We start from the raw sequence: 16847 nt of genomic DNA on the forward strand, positions 1-16847 counted from the left end.
GACGCGACGAGGCCGCCGAGGTCGTCGGCGGCGCCGGACTCGTCGGGCAGCGTCGGGAACCGGTCGCTCCCGCCGGCGTGCGCGAGGTACTCGGAGCCGCCGAGCGCGTCGCCGCCGGCGCCGACGAGCAGGAGCTCGGAGTCGGCCGCGCGGTCGGCGTCGAGCGCGGCGGGCGGCGCGTCGTACCCATGCGTCGTGCCCAGGACGGCGAGCGTCGGCGTCGGCGGGATCGGGCCCTCGACGCTGTCGTTGTACAGCGAGACGTTGCCGCCGACGACGGGGGTGTCGAGCGCGGAACAGGCGTCCGCGAGGCCGTCGACGATCCCCTCGAACGCCCCGTACACGTCCGGCTTCTCCGGGTTACCGCCGTTGAGGCAGTCGACCGCGGCGAGCGGGACCGCGCCGGTCGCGGCGAGGTTCGTCGCGTTCTCCAACGCGACCGCGCGGGCGCCCTCGTACGGCGCGACCGCGGTCCACTTCGGGTTCGCGCCGGAGGCGAGCGCGAGGCCGACGCCGTCGGCGGGGTCGCCAGCCACGTCGGCTCCGGCCTCCGATTCCGTCTCCCGGACCGCGAGGAGCGCGGCGTCGTCGCCCGGCTTCACCGCGGTGCGCGTCCCGACCTCGTGGTCGTACTGGCGGTACACCCAGCGCTTGCTCGCGGTCGAGGGGGCCGAGAGGACGGCCGCGACCGCCTCGGCGAGCGGGGGCTCGTCGGCCGGGAGGTCGCGTTCGGGCTCGCTCGGCGGCTCGCTCGCGAGGTCGTTCATCGGCGCGCCGTCCGCGAGGAACTCGGCGGGCGCGTCGACGACGACCTCGGATTCGGCGCCGCCGTCCTCCTCGTCGCCTTCCTCGGCGTCGCCCGCGAACTCGCAGACGTAGTTTCCGTCGGTCACCTCGCCGATGACGGAGCAGCCGAGGTCGAACCGCTCGGCGAGGTCGGCGACGCGGTCGACGTCGTCCGGGGCGATCTCGTAGCACATCCGCTCCTGGCTCTCGGCGAGCAGAATCTCCATCGCGTTCATGTTCGGCTCGCGCTGGTGGACGCTGTCGAGGTCGATCCGCGCGCCGAGCCCGCCCTTCGCGACGAGTTCCGAGGAGGCACCGCCGAGGCCGGCCGCGCCGAGGTCGCGGGCGGACAGCACGAGGTCCTCGTCCACGAGGGCCTCGTTGCACTCGATCAGCCGCTTCTCGGCGTAGGGGTCGCCGACTTGGACCGCGGGGCGGTCCTCGGTCTCGGCGTCCTCCGCGAGGTCCTCCGAGGCGAAGGAGGCGCCGCCGAGCCCGTCGCGGCCGGTGCCGTTGCCGACGAGGACGAGCTTGTTGCCCGGTTCCTGGGCGGTGGCCGTGACGAGCCGGTCCTCGTTCGTGACGCCGACGCAGGCGACGTTGACGAGGGGGTTCCCCTCGTAGCCGCCGTGGAAGGCGACGCTGCCGCCGACCGTGGGGACGCCGATGCAGTTGCCGTAGTGGGAGATGCCCTCGACGACGCCCTCGAAGAGGTAGCGGGAGCGCTCGCGGTCGAAGCCGCCGAAGTACAGCGAGTCGAGGAGGCCGATCGGGTACGCGCCCATGCTCATCGTGTCGCGGACGATGCCGCCGACGCCGGTGGCCGCGCCGTCGAACGGGTCGACGAAGGAGGGGTGGTTGTGGCTCTCGACGCCGAACGTGACGTAGGTGTCGCCGTAGTCGTCGGCGTCGCGCTCGCTCGCCGGCCGGTTCGCCGCCTCGGGCTCGGGCAGCGCGAGGACCGCGGCGTCGTCGCCGGGGCCGACCACGACCTGGTCGCCCTCGCTGTCGAACGCCGACAGCAGGGGCCGCGAGGAGCGGTACGCGCAGTGCTCGCTCCAGAGGTTCTCGAACAGCGCGGCCTCGGCCGCCGTCGGCTCCCGACCGAGCTCCGCGGTCACGAGCTCGTGGTCCGCATCGGACAGACTCATTCACTTACGTGGTTACCGAGCCGGTTCTAATGCTTTTCTATACGCACGTTCGTGTGTATTCGGCGACCGCGACGCCGACGGGACGTGAGACGGCTCGCAGTGTTGTGCGGTGGCGCGTGCCTGCGAGCGGCCGCTAGGCCGCGAGCCAGCACGCGCGAGGGACGCCGCGAGCGACCGGAGGGAGCGAGCGGCGAGGCTGGGGAGGCGTGAGGTGCGGTTGCGGTGCTGTGCGGGGCGGGAGTCAAAGGGGCAGCCGCGAGGACGAAGCACGCCGCAGCAAGCACCGCAACGAGGGAGCGAACGCAGTGAGCGACCGAGTGAGGCGCACAGCAAGGCGCGCGAGTCGTCGCGGCTGGGGCTTTGGCGGTGTTCACCGCCGATCCGCTAGCAGTTATTTATAAACGAACGACCAGCGATCGTGCGACGATTTATAAGAGATAGGTCACCGCGACGAACACGACGACCGTTCCGGCGACGCCGAGCGCCATCGCCTTCGCGTTGAGCCGGACCGCCTTCTTGCGGTCGGCGGCGAGCGCCGCCTCGTTTTGAATCTCGTTCGCCCCGTCGCCCACGTCGAAGACGCCCATCCCGGCGAAGCCGATACAGAAGCGCTCGCGGTACTGTAACGCCCCCATCGCGGCGCCGTACAACGGGACCACCGAGGCGATCAGCGCCCACCGCGGCCACGCGAGCGCGACGGCCGCCGCGACGTACGCCGCCGCGGCCAGCAGCGACCCGACGCCGAGGAGAAGCCGCCGTCGCTGTTGGGTCGGTCCGATGTTACACACGCCCGGTTGGTACTCCATACCGGCGGTGAGGGACGCGCGAGTAAAAGCCCTCCCGACGGCGGAGATCGGAGGCGCCGGCCGCGGTCCCGACGCCCGACTGAGAGGGATCCGGTCGCCCGAGAGCGCGTCCGCCGGTCCGCCTCGCCGCGGTGGCAACCGTAAAAAGGGCTCCCGCCGACGTAGTCGTGTGAAACGGATCCAGCTCGGCAACACCGTCTTCGAGGGCGCAAACGACGTGTACCTGCTCGACGGGGAGACCACCGCGCTCGTCGACACCGGCGTCGCGCTCCCGGACGTGCGCGGGGAGTTGGTCGACGGCCTCGCCGAGTACGGCCGCTCGTTCGGGGACATCGACGCGGTCGTGCTCACCCACTGGCACCCGGACCACGCGGGGCTCGCGGGCGAGATTCAGGCCGAAGGCGGCGCGGACGTGTACGTCCACGAGGCGGACGCCGCCCTCGTCGACGGGTCGGAGACGCCGCTGTTCGCCGACCGCGACCTCCAGCGCGAGACGTTCGAGCGGTGGGGGATGCCCGACGCCGACCGGGAGCGACTCACCGATTTCTTCTCGGCGGTCAGCGCGGACCTCTCCGGGGAGCCGGCCGACGTGACGACGTTCGAAGACGGCGACGCGATCGAGGCCGGCGGCGTCGAGCTCGAAGCCCTCCACCTGCCGGGCCACACCGCGGGGCTCTCCGGGTTCGCGTTCGACCCCCGAACCGTCCCCGATCACGACCCCGTGGCGGGAGAGAATGCGACGGAGGAGGCGTTCACCGGCGACGCGCTGCTCCCGAAGTACACGCCCAACGTCGGCGGCGCGGACGTGCGCGTCGAGGGCGCGCTCGCGGCGTACGCCGAGAGCCTCGCGCGGATCGTCGCCCGCGACTTCGACGCGGCCCACCCCGGCCATCGGTGGCGGATCGACGAGCCGAGCCGCCGCGCGGCGACGATCCTCGACCACCACCGCCACCGGACCCGGCGAGTGATCGAGGTCCTCGACGAGTCCGGGCCCGCGACCGCGTGGGACGTGTCGGCCGCGCTGTTCGGGTCGCTGGAGGAGATCCACGTCCTCCACGGCCCCGGCGAGGCGTTCTCGCACCTCGACCACCTCGCCGACGCCGGCGTCGTCGAGCCCGACGGGACCGCGTACCGCCTCGTCGACCCCGACCCCGACGTCGACGCGCTGTTCCCGACGACGCCCCTCGACGACCTCGTCGACGGGAGCGACGACGCGTAGGCGGAGCGTTCCGGTAATTCCTCCTCTCGTTTCGGCCGGCGAAAGCTATTCCCGGCCCCCGGCGTATTCGGGGACGTGAAGCGGGACGCCCTCGTCGCGGTCGCGGTCGCCCTCCTCGCCCTCGTCGCGCTCGGCGTCGCGGCCGCGACGCTGAACACCGCCGTCGACACGGGCAGCGGTGGGTTCGGCGGTGGCGGCGGCGACGCCCCGAGCGTCGGATCGGACACCGGAGACCCCGGCGTGCTCTCCCCGTCGGGCGAGGCCGGCGAGTTCTCCGCGTCGGGCCTCTGCTTCCCGTTCCTCAGGGAGCCGCCCGCCGTGCTCGCGCTGCTCGCCGGACTGACGCTGATGGCCGGGATCACCTATCGGGACACCGCGTCGCCGTTCGCGAGCGTCGCCGTCGCCGCCGTGATGGGCGCCCCGATCGGGGTCCTCTTCTGGGTGCTGTCGACGTGCCGCTCGGTGGCGCAGAGCATCTCCATCTCGCTCGGCACCGGCGGCAACGGAACGGGGCTGTTGCCGGGCGGCGCGGCCGGCGGCGGGTTCGGCAGCGGGGAGGGCGCGGCGTCGGCGCCGCAGATCCTGTTCGCGCTCGTCGTCGTCGCCGCGGTGATCGCGAGCGTCGCCGCGCTCCTCCTCGCCGGCGGCGACGACGGGGCGGGCGGGGACGCGGGCGGTCGGCCCGAGGAGGCGGACGAGGAGCCGCCGGCCCTCGACGCGATCGGTCGGACCGCCGGCGAGGCCGCCGACCGGATCGAGTCGTCGGACGCGGACAACGAGGTGTACCGGGCGTGGCGGGACATGACCGATGTCCTCGACGTCGAGCGCCCGGCCTCCTCGACGCCGGCGGAGTTCGCGACCGCCGCGGTCGACGCCGGCGTCGACGAGGAGCCGGTGACCGCGCTCACCGAGGTGTTCGAGCGCGTGCGGTACGGCGGCGAGGACGCGACCGACGACCGCGAGCGCCGCGCCGTCGAGGCGCTGCGCCGGATCGAGGAACGGCACGGGGGCGACTCGTGAGCCGCGAACCGACCGGCGTCGCGGCCGCGGTCGAGCGCCGCGCCGAGCCCGGCGGGGGTGACCCGTAGTGCGCCCGCTCGCGCTCGCGGGGGTGCTGGCGGTCGCCGTCGGCCTCCTCGCGGCGCTCGACCGCGGAATCGCGGCCGCAATCTCCCCCACCTCGGCCGTCGTCACGCTGATCGGCGTCCTCGGCGTGGTCCAGGGGGTCCGGTACGCGAACGCGCGCCGCGACCGGCGGCGGCTGCTGACCGACCCCGGCGAGCCGGAGCGGCGCGCGCCGGCCGCGGTGCCCGGGTCGGACCTCGACGAGCGGATCGCGCGGGTCGCCAGCCCGGCGCCGGGCGGCTACCGAGATCGCAGGGACCTCCGCGACCGGGTCCGGGAGGTCGCGGTCGACGCCGTGGCCCGCGACCGCAACTGCTCGCCGGAGGCCGCGGCGACCGCCGTCGACGACGGGACGTGGTCGGACGACCCCGTCGCGGCCGCGTTCTTCGACACCCGGACCGCGTATCCGCTCCGGGTCCGCCTGTCGGCCGGGGTCCGGGGGCGCTCCAACTACTGGTACGGCCTCCGGGCCGCGATCGACGAGATCGAGCGGGTCGAGGGGGGAGCGCCGTGAGCGACCCCGGAGACGCAGCGGTCGCGTCCGAGTCGGACGCGGCGACGCTCGATGAGGCCGAGGCGGGCGCGCCGGAGCGGAGCGAGCGAGCCGGACCGAACGCCGCCGACGCCGACGCGACGGGAACCGAGAGCGACGCCGCAGAAAGCGCAGGCGACGCGGCCGAACGGGCCGGCGACGCGGCAGAAAGCGCAGGCGACGCGGCCGAACGGGCCGGCGACGCGGCCGAACGGGCTTCCGAGACCCCGACCGATCGCGAGCGCCGTCGCGAGGTCGCGACCGACCGCTGGCTGGGGATCGCGGGCGCGGCGCTGGCGCTGGTCGGCCTCGGGGTGCTCGTCCGGCAGCCGTCGCTGGTGCTCTCGGGCGCGGTCGGCGTCGGCTACGCCGTGTACGCGCGGGCGGGCGACGCGCCGACGCCGACGCTCTCGGTGACGCGGTCCGTGAGCGACGAGGCGCCGGCCCCCGGCGACGAGGTGCGCGTGACCGTCCGCGCCGAGAACGTCGGGGAGACGGCGCTGCCGGACCTCCGGCTCGTCGACGGCGTCCCGCCCGGGCTGGCTGTCGTCGACGGCCCCGCGCGGGTCGCGACGGCGCTGCGGCCCGGGACGGCGGTGACGTTCGAGTACACCGTGCGAGCGGCTCGGGGCGACCACGAGTGGGAGCCGCTGACCGCGGTCACGCGCGACGCGGCGGGCGCCCGGGAGCGCACGACCGTCCTCGACGCGCCGACCGCGATCGCCTGTACGCCGGAGCTGTCGGCCGGCGGGGACCTCCCCCTGCGCGGGCTGACGACCGTCCACCACGGGCGGGTGCCGACCGACGTGGGCGGCGCCGGCGTCGAGTTCCACGCCACCCGGGAGTACCGCCGCGGCGACCCGCTGAAGCGGATCGACTGGAACCGGCGGGCGCGGACGGGCGAGCTGTCGACCGTCGAGCTGCGCGAGGAGCGCTCGGCGACCGTCGTGCTGCTCGTCGACGCCCGCGAGTCCGCGTACGTCGCGGCCGACCCCGACGCGGAAACGGCGGTGGAGGCGAGCGTCGCGGCCGCCGGCCAGGCGTTCTCCGCGCTCCTCGACGGCGGCGACCGCGTCGGGATCGCGGCGCTGTCGCCGCTGGACTGCTGGCTCCCGCCCGGCAGCGGGACCGTCCACGCCGCCCGCGGTCGCGAGACGCTGGCCACCGACCCGGCGCTCGCGCCGACGCCGAGCGACGAGCGGTTCTACCGGTCGCTGTGGCTCCGGCGGTTCCGGCGGCGGCTCCCGGCCGACGCGCAGGTGCTGTTTTTCACCCCCTTGGTCGACGACACCGCGGCGACGCTCGCACGGCGGATCGACGCGCACGGTCACCTCGTGACGGTGCTCTCGCCGGATTCGACGACGACCGAGACGGCCGGCCAGCGGCTGACGACCTTCGAGCGCCGCCAGCGGCTGCGGTCGCTCCGGTCGGCGGGGATCCGCGCGCTGGAGTGGGGCGACGACTCCTTCCCGGTCGCGGTCGCGGCCGCGACGAGGCGGTGGTCGCGATGAGCGGGGAGGGATCGGGGAGCAAAGTGGCGGGCGACGATTCGGCGGGCGGGGCGACCGGGGACCGCTCGCGGGCCGCGACGAGCGACGACGCGCTCGTCGACTTCCACGAGACGGACGCGCGGCCGCCGACGGTCGCGGTCGTCGCGAGCCTCGCGGCCGCAGGCGCGGCGGCGACCGCCGCGCTGGTCGCGAGTCCGACCGGCGGCGCGCTGCTCGGCGTCGCCGCGCTCGGGTTCCTCGCCGGGTCGCTCCGGAGTTCGACGCGGGTCTTGGGGTGGGGCGCGGCCGTCGGCGTGGTCGGCCTCGCGCTCGCGGGGTATCGCGGCGCGCCCGCCGAGGCGCTGCTCGTCGCCGCCGTCGGCCTCGCGGTCGCGTGGGACGTCGCCGACCACGGCGTCGGCCTCGGCGAGCAGGTGGGTCGGGGTGCCCGCGTTCGGCGCAACGTCGCGGTCCACGCGGGGGCGAGCCTGCTCGTCGGCGCGCTCGCGGCGGCCCTCGTCTACGGCGTCTCCCTCGCGGTCGGCGGCGGGCAGCCGGTGGCCGCGCTCGCGCTGCTGTTGGCGGGCGGCATCGCGCTGATCTCGGCGCTGCGGTGACGCCGGGGACGGCGAGGCGAGCGGCGTCGACCGGGAGGGAGCGAACGCCCCGCGACGCCGGAGCTAAACCCTTATCAGCGCGCGGGTGGCAGGTACGGTCGTATGAGCGACCTCCCGGACGACTTCGACTGCACGCTCACCAACTGGGAGTACATCTACGGGCTCTGCCGCAACGTCTCCGACGCGGTGAAGCGGGCCGACTTCGAGCCGGACGTGGTCGTCGCCCTGGCCCGCGGCGGCTGGTTCGCGGGCCGGTGCGTCTGCGACTTCCTCGGGCTCAACGATCTCACCAGCCTCAAGATGGAACACTACGTCGGCGCCGCGGAGAAGAGCGACGAGCCCCAGATCCGCTACCCGATGCCGGAGGGGAGCGTGGAGGGGAAGAACGTCCTCATCATCGACGACATCGCGGACACCGGCGGCTCGATCCGCCGCGCCGAGGAGTACGTCGACGAGCGGGACGCCGCCGAGGTCCGAACCGCGACGCTCCAGCTTCTGGGCACCTCCGAGTTCCAGCCCGACTTCGTGGGCGAGCGGCTCGAACAGTGGACGTGGGTCGTCTATCCGTGGAACTTCCTCGAGGACATGGTCGACCTCACGGAGGGGGCAATGGAGCGCGCCGACGAGTCGGCGTTCTCGCGGGAGGACCTGCGCCACTACTTAGAGGAGTTCCACGGCATCGGTCGGATCGAGATGGAGGTCGCCCAGCCCGACCGCCTCGACGAGGTCATCGACGAGATGGTGCGGCGCGACGTCGCGGAGCCCGTCGGCGACGAGACCTGGGCGCTCGCCGAGTAGCGGACCGGAGCGATGGACGGGGAATCGGACGACGACGCCGGTGACGACGACCGTGACGCGGACGCCGACGACGGCCGGGACGCGGCGCTCGACGCCGTCCTCGCCGCCTACGACCTCAAAGACGAGCGGCGCACCGGCTGGCAGCTCCGCGGGGTCGACGACCCCGAGTCCGTCGCGGCCCACTCGTGGGGGGTCGCGTACCTCGTCGTGACGCTCGGGGACCGGCTGGCCGCCGACCTCCCCGGCGTCGACCTCGACCGCGCCCTGCGGCTCGCCGTCGTCCACGACGTGGCCGAGGCCGAGACGGGGGACGTGGCGACGCGGGCGGATTCGACCGCCGACGCGGTCGACCGCGAGGCGAAGGTCGCCGCCGAGCGCGAGGCGATGGCGGACCTCGCCGGTCCGCTCCCCGAGCGCGTGCGAGACGCGTGGGAGGCGTACGAGGCCCGCGAGTCGCCGGAGGCGATTCTCGTCAAGGAGTGCGACCTGCTCGACACCTGTCTCCAGGCGGTGGTCTACGAGCGCGGCGACCGGTACGACCCGGAGCGCGGCGAGCCCGACGCGTTCCGCGAGTACGACGACCTCGACGAGTTCTTTGCCACCTCCGAGCCGCGGCTCCGGACCGAGGCCGGGAGGGAACTGTTCGCGGCGGTCCGCGATCGGTACCGCGTCGAGCGGGACGGGGCGTGAGCGTTCGCTCCGGGGGGAGCGCGTCTCCGGCGAGCTAATCCGCCGCCCGTTCGGCCCGTCGCGTCTCCTCGACCTCCAGCGGGTCGCCCGTCGACGTCGCGGTGACGAGTCGCAGATACTGTCCCGCGCTCGTGAGCAGCTTGTTCTCCGCCTTCCGGAGGTGTTCCTCGTACGTCGAGCGGGCGACCGCCGTCTGGTCGGCGAGCTCCCGCAGCGAGGTCTTCCGCGGCTGGGTGTAGTAGCCGCGCTCCAGCGCCAACTGGAGCGCCGCCAGCTGTCGATCGGTGAGGTCCTCGAACAGCTGGTTCGCCGGTGCCAGCATGCTGTGCGGGACCTGCTGTTCCGCGATCGAGGTCTTCGAGAGCAGCTCGATCTCCCTGTCGGCCCGGAGGTCGCCGAGCAGCTCCCGGATGTCGGCGTCGTCGAACGCGACCACCGTGTAATGCTCCCAGCCCTGTCGGTAGATGGTCGGCGACTGATACAGGCAGTTGTGCTTCTCGAAGCGATCGATGACGGACTCCCCGAGCGAACAGAGACAGGACTGCGTGACGACGTGGTACCCGTCGTCGTCCGCGGATTCGTGGAGGACGGTCCCGAGCCGATCGATGTCGTCGAGCAGCGCGTCCGTCGGCGTCGTCTCGCTGGTGATCTCGAGCACCTGACAGTCGCTCAGCGGCCACTCGCGGATGGTGAGATCCGGATGTCGTTCGGAGATCTCCCGGTACGGACACTCGTGTTTCACTCGGATCGAGGCCTCGTACAGGCTCATACACCGATTTGTCACTGCCACTGATTAACGGTGCCGGTCATGTCCGGCAGCGGCCGTATCCCCATCTCCCCGCTATACCGGTGTACGATGCAGGAACTATCGCCGGACGCGCTCAGCGAACAGCTGCGAGACGACGAGGAGGGCCCGCTCGTCCTCGACATCCGCCACGAGGCGGAGTTCGAGGAGTGGCACGTCCCGGGCAGCGTCAACGTCGACGTGTACGACGAACTGACCGAGGACCCCGACCGCGCCGAGCCGGCGCTCTCCGAGCTCCCCGAGGGCTCGGCGATCGTCACCGTCTGCGCCGCGGGGGTCGTCTCGCAGACGGCGACGGACGTCCTCCGCGAACTGGGCTACGACGCCGTGACGCTCGCGGACGGGATGAGCGGCTGGAGCCGCGTCCACCGACACGCCGAGGTGCCGGTCGACCTCGACGGGACGCTCGTTCAGGTCGCGCGCCCGGGCAAGGGCTGTCTCTCGCACGTCCTCGTCTCGGACGGCGAGGCCGCCGTCTTCGACCCGTCGCACTACCTCGGCGAGTACGACGCGGTCCTCGACGAGTACGGTGCGGAGCTCGTCGGCGTCTTCGACACGCACGCCCACGCCGACCACGTCTCCGGCGCGGCGGAACTCGCCGACCGCCACGGCGTCCCCTACTCCCTCCACCCGAAGGACGCGCTCGCGCTCGACGCGACGCCGATCGAGGACGGCCAGGTCGTGACCGTCGGCGGGCTCGACGTCGAGGTCGTCCACACGCCCGGACACAGCGAGGGGAGCGTCTCGTTCGACGTCGACGGCGCGGCGCTGCTCACCGGCGACACCCTCTTCCACGAGAGCGTCGGCCGCGTCGAACTCGGCGTCGAGGCCGGGATCGAAGACGCCGACGTGGAGGGGAACGCCGCGACGCTGTACGAGAGCCTCCGGCGGCTGCTGGACCGGCCGGACGACGCGCTCGTGCTCCCGGCGCACGACCCCGGCTCGCCCGAGCCGCCGGTGACCGCGACGCTCGGCGAAGTGAAGGGCCGGAACGCGGACCTCGACCGCGACCGCGAGTCCTTCGTCGCGGCGCTCGCGTCGGACGTCCCGGACCATCCCCCGAACTTCGAGCGCGTCAAGCGCACGAACGTGGGGCGGGAGTCGGTTCCGGCGGCCGAGCTGGCCGAGCTGGAGCTGGGGCCGAACAACTGCGCGGCCGAGTGACCGATGAGCGCGACAACCGACGTCAAACAGGGAATCCGCGAACACCTCGGCCAGTTCTCGCTCCACGTTCTGTTGGTGTTCGCCACCGGACTGACCATCGGGTCCGAGCGGACCGTCGTCCCAGCGCTGGGAGAGGACGTGCTCGGCGTCGAGTCGTTCCTCGTGATCGGCTCGTTCGTCGTCTCCTTCGGGGTCGTGAAGTCGATCCTCAACCTCTACGCCGGGAAGTGGGGCGAGGAGTACGGCCGCAGGCCCGTGCTCGTCGCCGGGTGGGTCACGGCGCTCCCGCTGCCGGTCATCCTCATCTTCGCCCCGAGCTGGGGCTGGATCACCGTCGGGAACGTCCTGCTGGGGATCAACCAGGCGCTGACGTGGAGCATGGCGATAAACGCCAAGATCGACCTCGCGAGCCCGGACGAGCGCGGCCTCGCGGTCGGCATCGACGAGTCGTTCGGTTACACCGGCGTGGCCGTCGGCGCCTGGGTGACGGGCGTCATCGCCAGCCGATGGAGCCTCCGACCGGAGCCGTTCTACTTCCTCGCTGCCGTCGTGGTCCTGGCGTTCCTCGTCTCGGTCTTCCTGATCAGAGAGACCGTCCAGTACGCGCAGGCCGAGGGAGACGACGACGACCGCGACGCGAACCTCCCGTTCAAGGAGGTCGTGAAGCGGGCGACCTACGGCGACCGGACGCTGTTCGCGGCGGCGCAGGCGGGTCACATCGAGAACTTCGTCGACACGCTGTTCTGGATCGCCGTCCCGCTGTACCTGCTGAACCAGGGGCTCGACATCGCGGCGGTCGGGGCCGTGGTCGGCGTCCACAGCGCGATGTACTTCCTCCAGATCGGCACCGGCGGCCTCGCGGACCGGATCGGCCGGCGACCGCCGGTCGTCGCCGGGATGTTCCTGGCCGGCGCGGGCGTCCTCGGGATGGTCCTCGTCGAGGGATACCTCGCGTGGGCCGCGCTGGCCGGCGTCTCCGGGTTCGGGATGGCGCTTTTGTACCCGAACCTGATGACCGTTCCGAGCGATGCGGCCCACCCGACCTGGCGGTCCGCCGGAATGGGGGTCTACCGGATGTGGCGCGACTCGGGCTACGCCGTCGGGGCGATCCTGATCGGGCTCGCGATGGAGTTCGTCAACGCCGAGGCGGCGTTCTACCTGACCGCCGTCCTGATGTTCCTCTCCGGCGCGATCGTGGTCGTCTGGATGGAGGAGACGCACCCCGAGTTCGGGACCCACGAGCCGCCCGCTCCGGCGCCGGAGTCGCCGGCCGAACCGGCCGCACGGGAGTAGCCGACGGCGGACGATCAGGTGAGCGACAGTAGTTTCGACGATCGTCGTATTAGTAATCGACGTTTGTAGGCGCTCTACCGGTCGATTTCGCGCGAGGATGGTAAAAGGGTTAACGGGGGAGGTCGTCTCACGAGGTGAGCTTTCACCACGCATGTCTGACACCGATCTCGTAATCATCGGCGGGGGGATAAGCGGGGCGTCGCTGCTGTACACGGTCGCGAAGTTCACCGACGTCGACGACGTCACGCTGATCGAGAAGGAGCGGGAGATCGCCGCGATCAACTCCCACCGGACGAACAACTCCCAGACCCTCCACTTCGGGGACATCGAGACGAACTACACCCTCGAAAAGGCGGAGGAGGTCAAGGAGGGCGCCGAGCTGCTCGCCGGCTACCTCGAAGGGGAGGACCCCGACCGGGAGATGCACAGCAAGCGCAGCAAGATGGTGCTGGGCGTCGGCGACGAGGAAGTCGCCAAGCTGGAGGAGCGCTACCACGAGAACGGCTTCGGGGACCTGTTCCCGAAGCTGCGCGAGATCGGCCGCGAGGAGATCGCGGAGCTGGAGCCGAAGGTCGTCGAGGGGCGCGACCCCGGCACGGAGCTGAAGGCGCTCCAGACGCCCGACGGCTACGTGGTCGACTACGGCGCGGTCGCGGCGTCGTTCGTCGACGCCGCCCGCGAGGAGGAGGGCGTCTCCGTCCACCTCGGGACGACCGTGACGAACGTCGACGACCGCGGCGACGGCTTCCTCGTCGAGACGGACGACGGCGACTTCGAGTCCGAGGCGGTGGTCGTCGCGGCCGGCTCGCACAGCCTCCAGTTCGCCAAGGAGATGGGGTACGGCGAGGGGATGTCCCTGCTGCCGGTCGCGGGGAGCTTCTTCCTCGCGGACGACCTGCTGAACGGGAAGGTGTACACGCTACAGATGAAGAAGCTCCCGTTCGCGGCGGTCCACGGCGACGCCGACGTCCACGACGACGGGATCACCCGGTTCGGCCCGACCGCGAAGCTCGTGCCCGCGCTCGAGCGCGGCCACCTCTCGACGGTGAGCGACTTCGTCGACGTGTTCGGCTTCAACCCCGACTCCGTGCTGAGCTACGTCAACATCCTCTCGGACAAGATCCTCTTCCCGTACGTCGTTCGCAACCTCGTGTACGACCTCCCGGTGGTCGGCAAGCGCGCGTTCCTGCCGGACGTCCAGAAGGTCGTGCCGAGCGTCGACGTCGACGACATCGACCGCGCGAAGGGGTACGGCGGCGTGCGCCCCCAGATCGTCGACACCGAGAACAAGGAGCTCGACATGGGCGAAGCGAAGATCGTCGAGGACGGAGTGCTGTTCAACATCACGCCCTCGCCGGGCGCGTCGACCGCGCTGAAGAACGCGATGCGGGACGTCGACACCGTCCTCGGCTTCTTCGAGGACGACTACGAGTTCGACGAGGCCGCCTTCCGCGACGCGACCATCGAGAACTTCCCGCGGGCCGACGACGAGGCGGAGACCGACGACGAGACGGAGGCGGACGACGAGGCGGGCGAGGAGGCGACCGAAAACGACGACGCTGAGGGCGAGGAAGTCGCGGCCGAAGCCGACGACTGATCCGGTCGAAGGCCGATTTCGTCTCCGACCGCCTCGAACGCCGGCGCGGGGGCTACGCGCGCGCTTCTTCTCTGACCTCCCGCTCGAACGCCTCCCGGAGCACGCGGATCGCCCGTCGCTTCGCCCCGTCGGGGACGAACACGAAGGGGATCGGCACGTCGAACGCGCGGTCGCCGTACAGCCCCCAGTCGGCAACCGACCGCGTCGTGCCGCCGTACGCGATGGGGATGTCCTCCAGCTCGTCGGGGTCGTAGGCGGGGACGTACGAGCGGTCGATCCACACCTCGTGGACCGGCACGTCGAGGGCGTCGGCGAGGAGCCGCTCCAAGCGGTCGTCGCCGGCGGTGAGCCACGCGGTGAACTCGTCGAGGGGGTCGCCGTTCACGGGGAGGTCGTCGTCGAAGTCGCCGCCGATCCGGTCGGCGAGCGCGATCCGGTGTTTCCAGCAGGTGGCGGGGAAGCGCCGCCCGCGGAAGCGGTCGTACATCGACGCGAGCGTCGAGTCGGGGTTCTCGCGGGCGGCGGTCCGGAGCCGTTCGAGCACCGCGTTGTCGTCGAGCTCGCGGTCGAGTATGCCGTCGACCGTGACGGGGCTCTCCCCGGTCTCCCGCTCGTACTCGCCCAGGAGCGCCTGGAGGAGCCGGTTCGCGTACACCGACTTGTGGTGCTGGGTGACCCACATGTACAGGGCGATGCGGCCCTCGAGGTAGTTGCCGATGGTCGACAGCGCCTTCTCCGAGAGCGCCAGGCCCGCCTCGGGATGGGCGGTGTAGGCGTCGACCATGCGCTCGACGTCGAAGCTCAACACGCCCGCGCCGGTCATCTCGTTGTCGCGGGTGATGTAGTCCAGCCGGTCCACGTCGATGGGGGAGTGGAGCAGCTGGGCGCCGACCCCGTACTGCCACGGCTCGCCGCGCTCGTACGCGAGGCTGTATCCCAGCACGTACGCGCACACCTCGAAGGGGTCCACGTCGAAATCGCGGAGGGCGTCGCCGTACTCCTCGACGATGATCACGCAGCCGAGCAGCTCGTGGGGGTTCGCCGAGCGGAGCGGCGCGCCGCCGACGCCGGCCGCGTCGAAGGCGTCGACCAGCCCGGTCTCAACGATGCGCTCCCGGAGGATCCCCTCGTCGAGGAACCCCTCGGAGAGGTGCGAGAAGGGCGGGTGGCCGACGTCGTGGAGCAGGCAGGCGCACTCCAGCGTGCGCTGGATCTCTTCGAGCTCGTCGACGGCCGCGTCCCGAGCGAAGTACGACTGCCGGCGGAGGTTCTCGAAGACGGTCCGGCCGAGGTGGTAGACGCCGAGCGAGTGCTCGAACCGGGTGTGGTTCGCGCCCGGGTAGACGAGGTGGGTCGCCGAGAGCTGGCGGACGTAGCGCAGCCGCTGGAACGGCCGCGTGTCGACGACGCCCTCGACGAGCGCGTCCGGCAGCTCGATGTAGCCGTGAACGGAGTCTTTGATCTGTGTGGTGGGCATCGATTGTGGGCACCACTCCCTCCCGCTCCCTGCCTCTTTCGGTCGTCAGCCGGCCCCGTGCGCTCCCTCGACCCCGGAAACCGCCCCGATTCACACTACATAAATGCGAGCGCGGCGAGTCACGCGTATGGTATCGGACGCCGCCGACGTGACCGACGGGCGACCGGACCCCGCCGACGCGACCGACCCCTCGCTCGTCGACCGCTGGACTGCGCTGGATCGCGGCTGGCAGGCGCTCGCGCTGGGGCTCGGGATCGTCGCCGCGCACCTCGTCGGACAGGCGCTGTGACGGGGATCGCCGAGGCGGTCCGGGGGTACCTCCCCGGCCTCGCGCTGCTCGCGGGCGGCGCCGTCGCGGCGACGCTCGTCGCGGACGCGGTCCCCGGCCTCCAGCCGCTCGTCGTCGCCGTCGCCATCGGCGTCGGGATCGGGAACACCGTCGGGATCCCGGCGGTCGCGGAGCCGGGCGTCGGCGTCGACAAGCTGTTCTTGGAGACCGGAATCGTGCTGCTCGGCGCGGCGGTCGCGGTCGAGGAGTTCCTGGCCGCCGGGCCGACCGTCCTCGGCCTCGTGGTGGCGTTCGTCGCCGGCGGGCTCCTGTTCGCGGAGGTCGTCGCGCGCGTTCTCTTCCGGATCGAGTCGCCCACTTCCTCGCTTCTGGCGGCCGGCGCGAGCATCTGCGGCGTCTCCGCGGTCGTCGCCATCGGCCGGGTGCTCGACGCGCGCGGGACGGCGATCACCTTCGCGGCCGCGACGATCCTACTCTTCGACGCCGCGACGCTCGTCGCGTTCCCGCTCGCGGGCGAGTGGCTCGGCCTCACCGGCCGGCAGTTCGGCGTCTGGGCGGGCGTGAGCATGTTCTCGACCGGCCCCGTCGCGGCCGCGGGGTTCGCCTACTCGCCCGAGGCGGGCCAGTGGGCGACCGTGACGAAGCTGGCGCGCAACTCGCTGCTGGGCGGCGTCGCGGTCGCGTACTCGCTGGCGTACACCGCGCGCTCGGCCGCCGACCCCGGCGTCCGACGGCTGTGGGCGGAGTTCCCGAAGTTCCTGCTCGGCTTCCTCGTCGTCGCGGCGGTCGCCAACAGCGGGCTGCTCTCGCCGGCCGCGCTGGCGTCGATCGGCCGCGTCTCGGACGCGCTGTTCGCGCTGGCGTTCGTCGGCCTCGGGCTCTCGATCCGCGTCGAGGACATGCGCGCAGTGGGCGCCGCGCCCGTCGGCGCCGTCCTCGTCCACCTGCTCGTCGTGAGCGCGGTCGCGCTCGCGGCGGTGCGCTGGCTGCTGTGAGCGGATCGGGGCC

At 72.4% G+C, this 16847-nt stretch carries 16 protein-coding genes; 12 read left to right on the forward strand and 4 right to left on the reverse strand.

Annotation, left to right across the window (positions count from 1 at the left end; translation table 11 throughout):
* Together purL and C466_RS06110 are read right to left on the reverse strand one after the other, a co-directional pair.
* Window positions 1–1937: phosphoribosylformylglycinamidine synthase subunit PurL (gene purL, locus C466_RS06105; RefSeq protein ID WP_004599602.1), on the reverse strand; the 1937-nt coding region annotated here is incomplete at its 3' end.
* A 428-nt stretch (window positions 1938–2365) separates the two neighbouring features.
* The gene (locus C466_RS06110; protein ID WP_004595161.1) at window positions 2366–2743 is read right to left on the reverse strand and encodes a hypothetical protein; all 378 of its coding nucleotides are present in this window, start codon (window positions 2741–2743) and stop codon (window positions 2366–2368) included.
* A 169-nt stretch (window positions 2744–2912) separates the two neighbouring features.
* Here C466_RS06110 and C466_RS06115 point away from each other — a divergent pair, with 169 nt between their 5' ends.
* From C466_RS06115 to C466_RS06145, 7 genes are all read left to right on the forward strand, one after another.
* Window positions 2913–3962 (forward strand): MBL fold metallo-hydrolase, encoded by a 1050-nt coding sequence (locus C466_RS06115; protein ID WP_004595162.1) that lies wholly within the window; start codon window positions 2913–2915, stop codon window positions 3960–3962.
* 75 nt (window positions 3963–4037) lie between these two features.
* Window positions 4038–4982, forward strand: a complete 945-nt coding sequence (locus C466_RS06120) for a DUF4129 domain-containing protein (RefSeq protein WP_004595164.1) — start codon at window positions 4038–4040, stop codon at window positions 4980–4982.
* Between the two features lie 67 nt (window positions 4983–5049).
* Complete coding sequence (locus C466_RS06125; RefSeq protein ID WP_004595166.1) at window positions 5050–5601, forward strand: DUF7269 family protein; 552 nt, start codon at window positions 5050–5052, stop codon at window positions 5599–5601.
* A complete protein-coding gene (locus C466_RS06130; RefSeq protein WP_004595168.1) occupies window positions 5598–7130 on the forward strand; it encodes a DUF58 domain-containing protein in 1533 nt (510 codons plus the stop codon). The genes C466_RS06125 and C466_RS06130 overlap by 4 nt, the downstream gene beginning before the upstream one ends.
* Window positions 7070–7726 carry a DUF7519 family protein gene (locus C466_RS06135; RefSeq protein WP_004595170.1) on the forward strand — a complete coding sequence of 219 codons (657 nt, stop codon included), beginning with the start codon at window positions 7070–7072 and terminating at the stop codon, window positions 7724–7726. The genes C466_RS06130 and C466_RS06135 overlap by 61 nt, the downstream gene beginning before the upstream one ends.
* Window positions 7727–7828: 102 nt before the next feature.
* Entirely contained in the window at window positions 7829–8524 is a 696-nt protein-coding gene (locus C466_RS06140; RefSeq protein ID WP_004595172.1) for a phosphoribosyltransferase, read from the forward strand.
* Window positions 8525–8536: 12 nt separating this feature from the next.
* Window positions 8537–9214, forward strand: a complete 678-nt coding sequence (locus tag C466_RS06145) for an HD domain-containing protein (protein WP_004595173.1) — start codon at window positions 8537–8539, stop codon at window positions 9212–9214.
* A gap of 34 nt (window positions 9215–9248) precedes the next feature.
* On the opposite strand, the gene C466_RS06150 is transcribed toward C466_RS06145, so the two are convergent.
* Window positions 9249–9983, reverse strand: a complete 735-nt coding sequence (locus tag C466_RS06150; RefSeq protein ID WP_004595174.1) for a helix-turn-helix domain-containing protein — start codon at window positions 9981–9983, stop codon at window positions 9249–9251.
* Window positions 9984–10070: 87 nt separating this feature from the next.
* Between C466_RS06150 and C466_RS06155 the strand changes: the two genes are divergently transcribed.
* The 3 genes from C466_RS06155 to C466_RS06165 all read left to right on the forward strand — a co-directional run bounded on the left by C466_RS06155 (window position 10071) and on the right by C466_RS06165 (window position 14073).
* Window positions 10071–11183, forward strand: coding sequence for an MBL fold metallo-hydrolase (locus tag C466_RS06155; protein ID WP_004595175.1), 1113 nt, complete (start codon window positions 10071–10073; stop codon window positions 11181–11183).
* Between the two features lie 3 nt (window positions 11184–11186).
* On the forward strand, window positions 11187–12476 hold the full coding sequence (locus C466_RS06160) for an MFS transporter (RefSeq protein WP_004595176.1): 1290 nt from the start codon (window positions 11187–11189) through the stop codon (window positions 12474–12476).
* A 151-nt stretch (window positions 12477–12627) separates the two neighbouring features.
* Window positions 12628–14073 carry an FAD-dependent oxidoreductase gene (locus tag C466_RS06165; RefSeq protein ID WP_004595177.1) on the forward strand — a complete coding sequence of 482 codons (1446 nt, stop codon included), beginning with the start codon at window positions 12628–12630 and terminating at the stop codon, window positions 14071–14073.
* A 52-nt stretch (window positions 14074–14125) separates the two neighbouring features.
* On the opposite strand, the gene C466_RS06170 is transcribed toward C466_RS06165, so the two are convergent.
* The gene (locus C466_RS06170) at window positions 14126–15550 is read right to left on the reverse strand and encodes an HD domain-containing protein (RefSeq protein WP_004595178.1); all 1425 of its coding nucleotides are present in this window, start codon (window positions 15548–15550) and stop codon (window positions 14126–14128) included.
* A gap of 127 nt (window positions 15551–15677) precedes the next feature.
* On the opposite strand from C466_RS06170, the gene C466_RS16930 reads away from it, so the two are divergent.
* Together C466_RS16930 and C466_RS06175 are read left to right on the forward strand one after the other, a co-directional pair.
* Window positions 15678–15839: a hypothetical protein gene (locus C466_RS16930; protein WP_004595179.1), complete on the forward strand. Its 162-nt coding sequence runs from the start codon at window positions 15678–15680 to the stop codon at window positions 15837–15839.
* On the forward strand, window positions 15836–16834 hold the full coding sequence (locus tag C466_RS06175; protein ID WP_004595180.1) for a YeiH family protein: 999 nt from the start codon (window positions 15836–15838) through the stop codon (window positions 16832–16834). The genes C466_RS16930 and C466_RS06175 overlap by 4 nt, the downstream gene beginning before the upstream one ends.
* Window positions 16835–16847 lie beyond the last annotated feature (13 nt).

Source organism: Halorubrum distributum JCM 10118, from assembly GCF_000337335.1.
Lineage (GTDB): Archaea > Halobacteriota > Halobacteria > Halobacteriales > Haloferacaceae > Halorubrum > Halorubrum distributum.

Coding starts and splice junctions, on each gene's coding strand:
- C466_RS06110 (WP_004595161.1), bottom strand. CDS start 2,743: ATGGAGTACCAACCGGGCGTGTGTAACATCGGACCGACCCAACAGCGA.
- C466_RS06140 (WP_004595172.1), top strand. CDS start 7,829: ATGAGCGACCTCCCGGACGACTTCGACTGCACGCTCACCAACTGGGAG.
- C466_RS06145 (WP_004595173.1), top strand. CDS start 8,537: ATGGACGGGGAATCGGACGACGACGCCGGTGACGACGACCGTGACGCG.
- C466_RS06150 (WP_004595174.1), bottom strand. CDS start 9,983: ATGAGCCTGTACGAGGCCTCGATCCGAGTGAAACACGAGTGTCCGTAC.
- C466_RS06155 (WP_004595175.1), top strand. CDS start 10,071: ATGCAGGAACTATCGCCGGACGCGCTCAGCGAACAGCTGCGAGACGAC.
- C466_RS06160 (WP_004595176.1), top strand. CDS start 11,187: ATGAGCGCGACAACCGACGTCAAACAGGGAATCCGCGAACACCTCGGC.
- C466_RS06165 (WP_004595177.1), top strand. CDS start 12,628: ATGTCTGACACCGATCTCGTAATCATCGGCGGGGGGATAAGCGGGGCG.
- C466_RS06170 (WP_004595178.1), bottom strand. CDS start 15,550: ATGCCCACCACACAGATCAAAGACTCCGTTCACGGCTACATCGAGCTG.
- C466_RS16930 (WP_004595179.1), top strand. CDS start 15,678: ATGGTATCGGACGCCGCCGACGTGACCGACGGGCGACCGGACCCCGCC.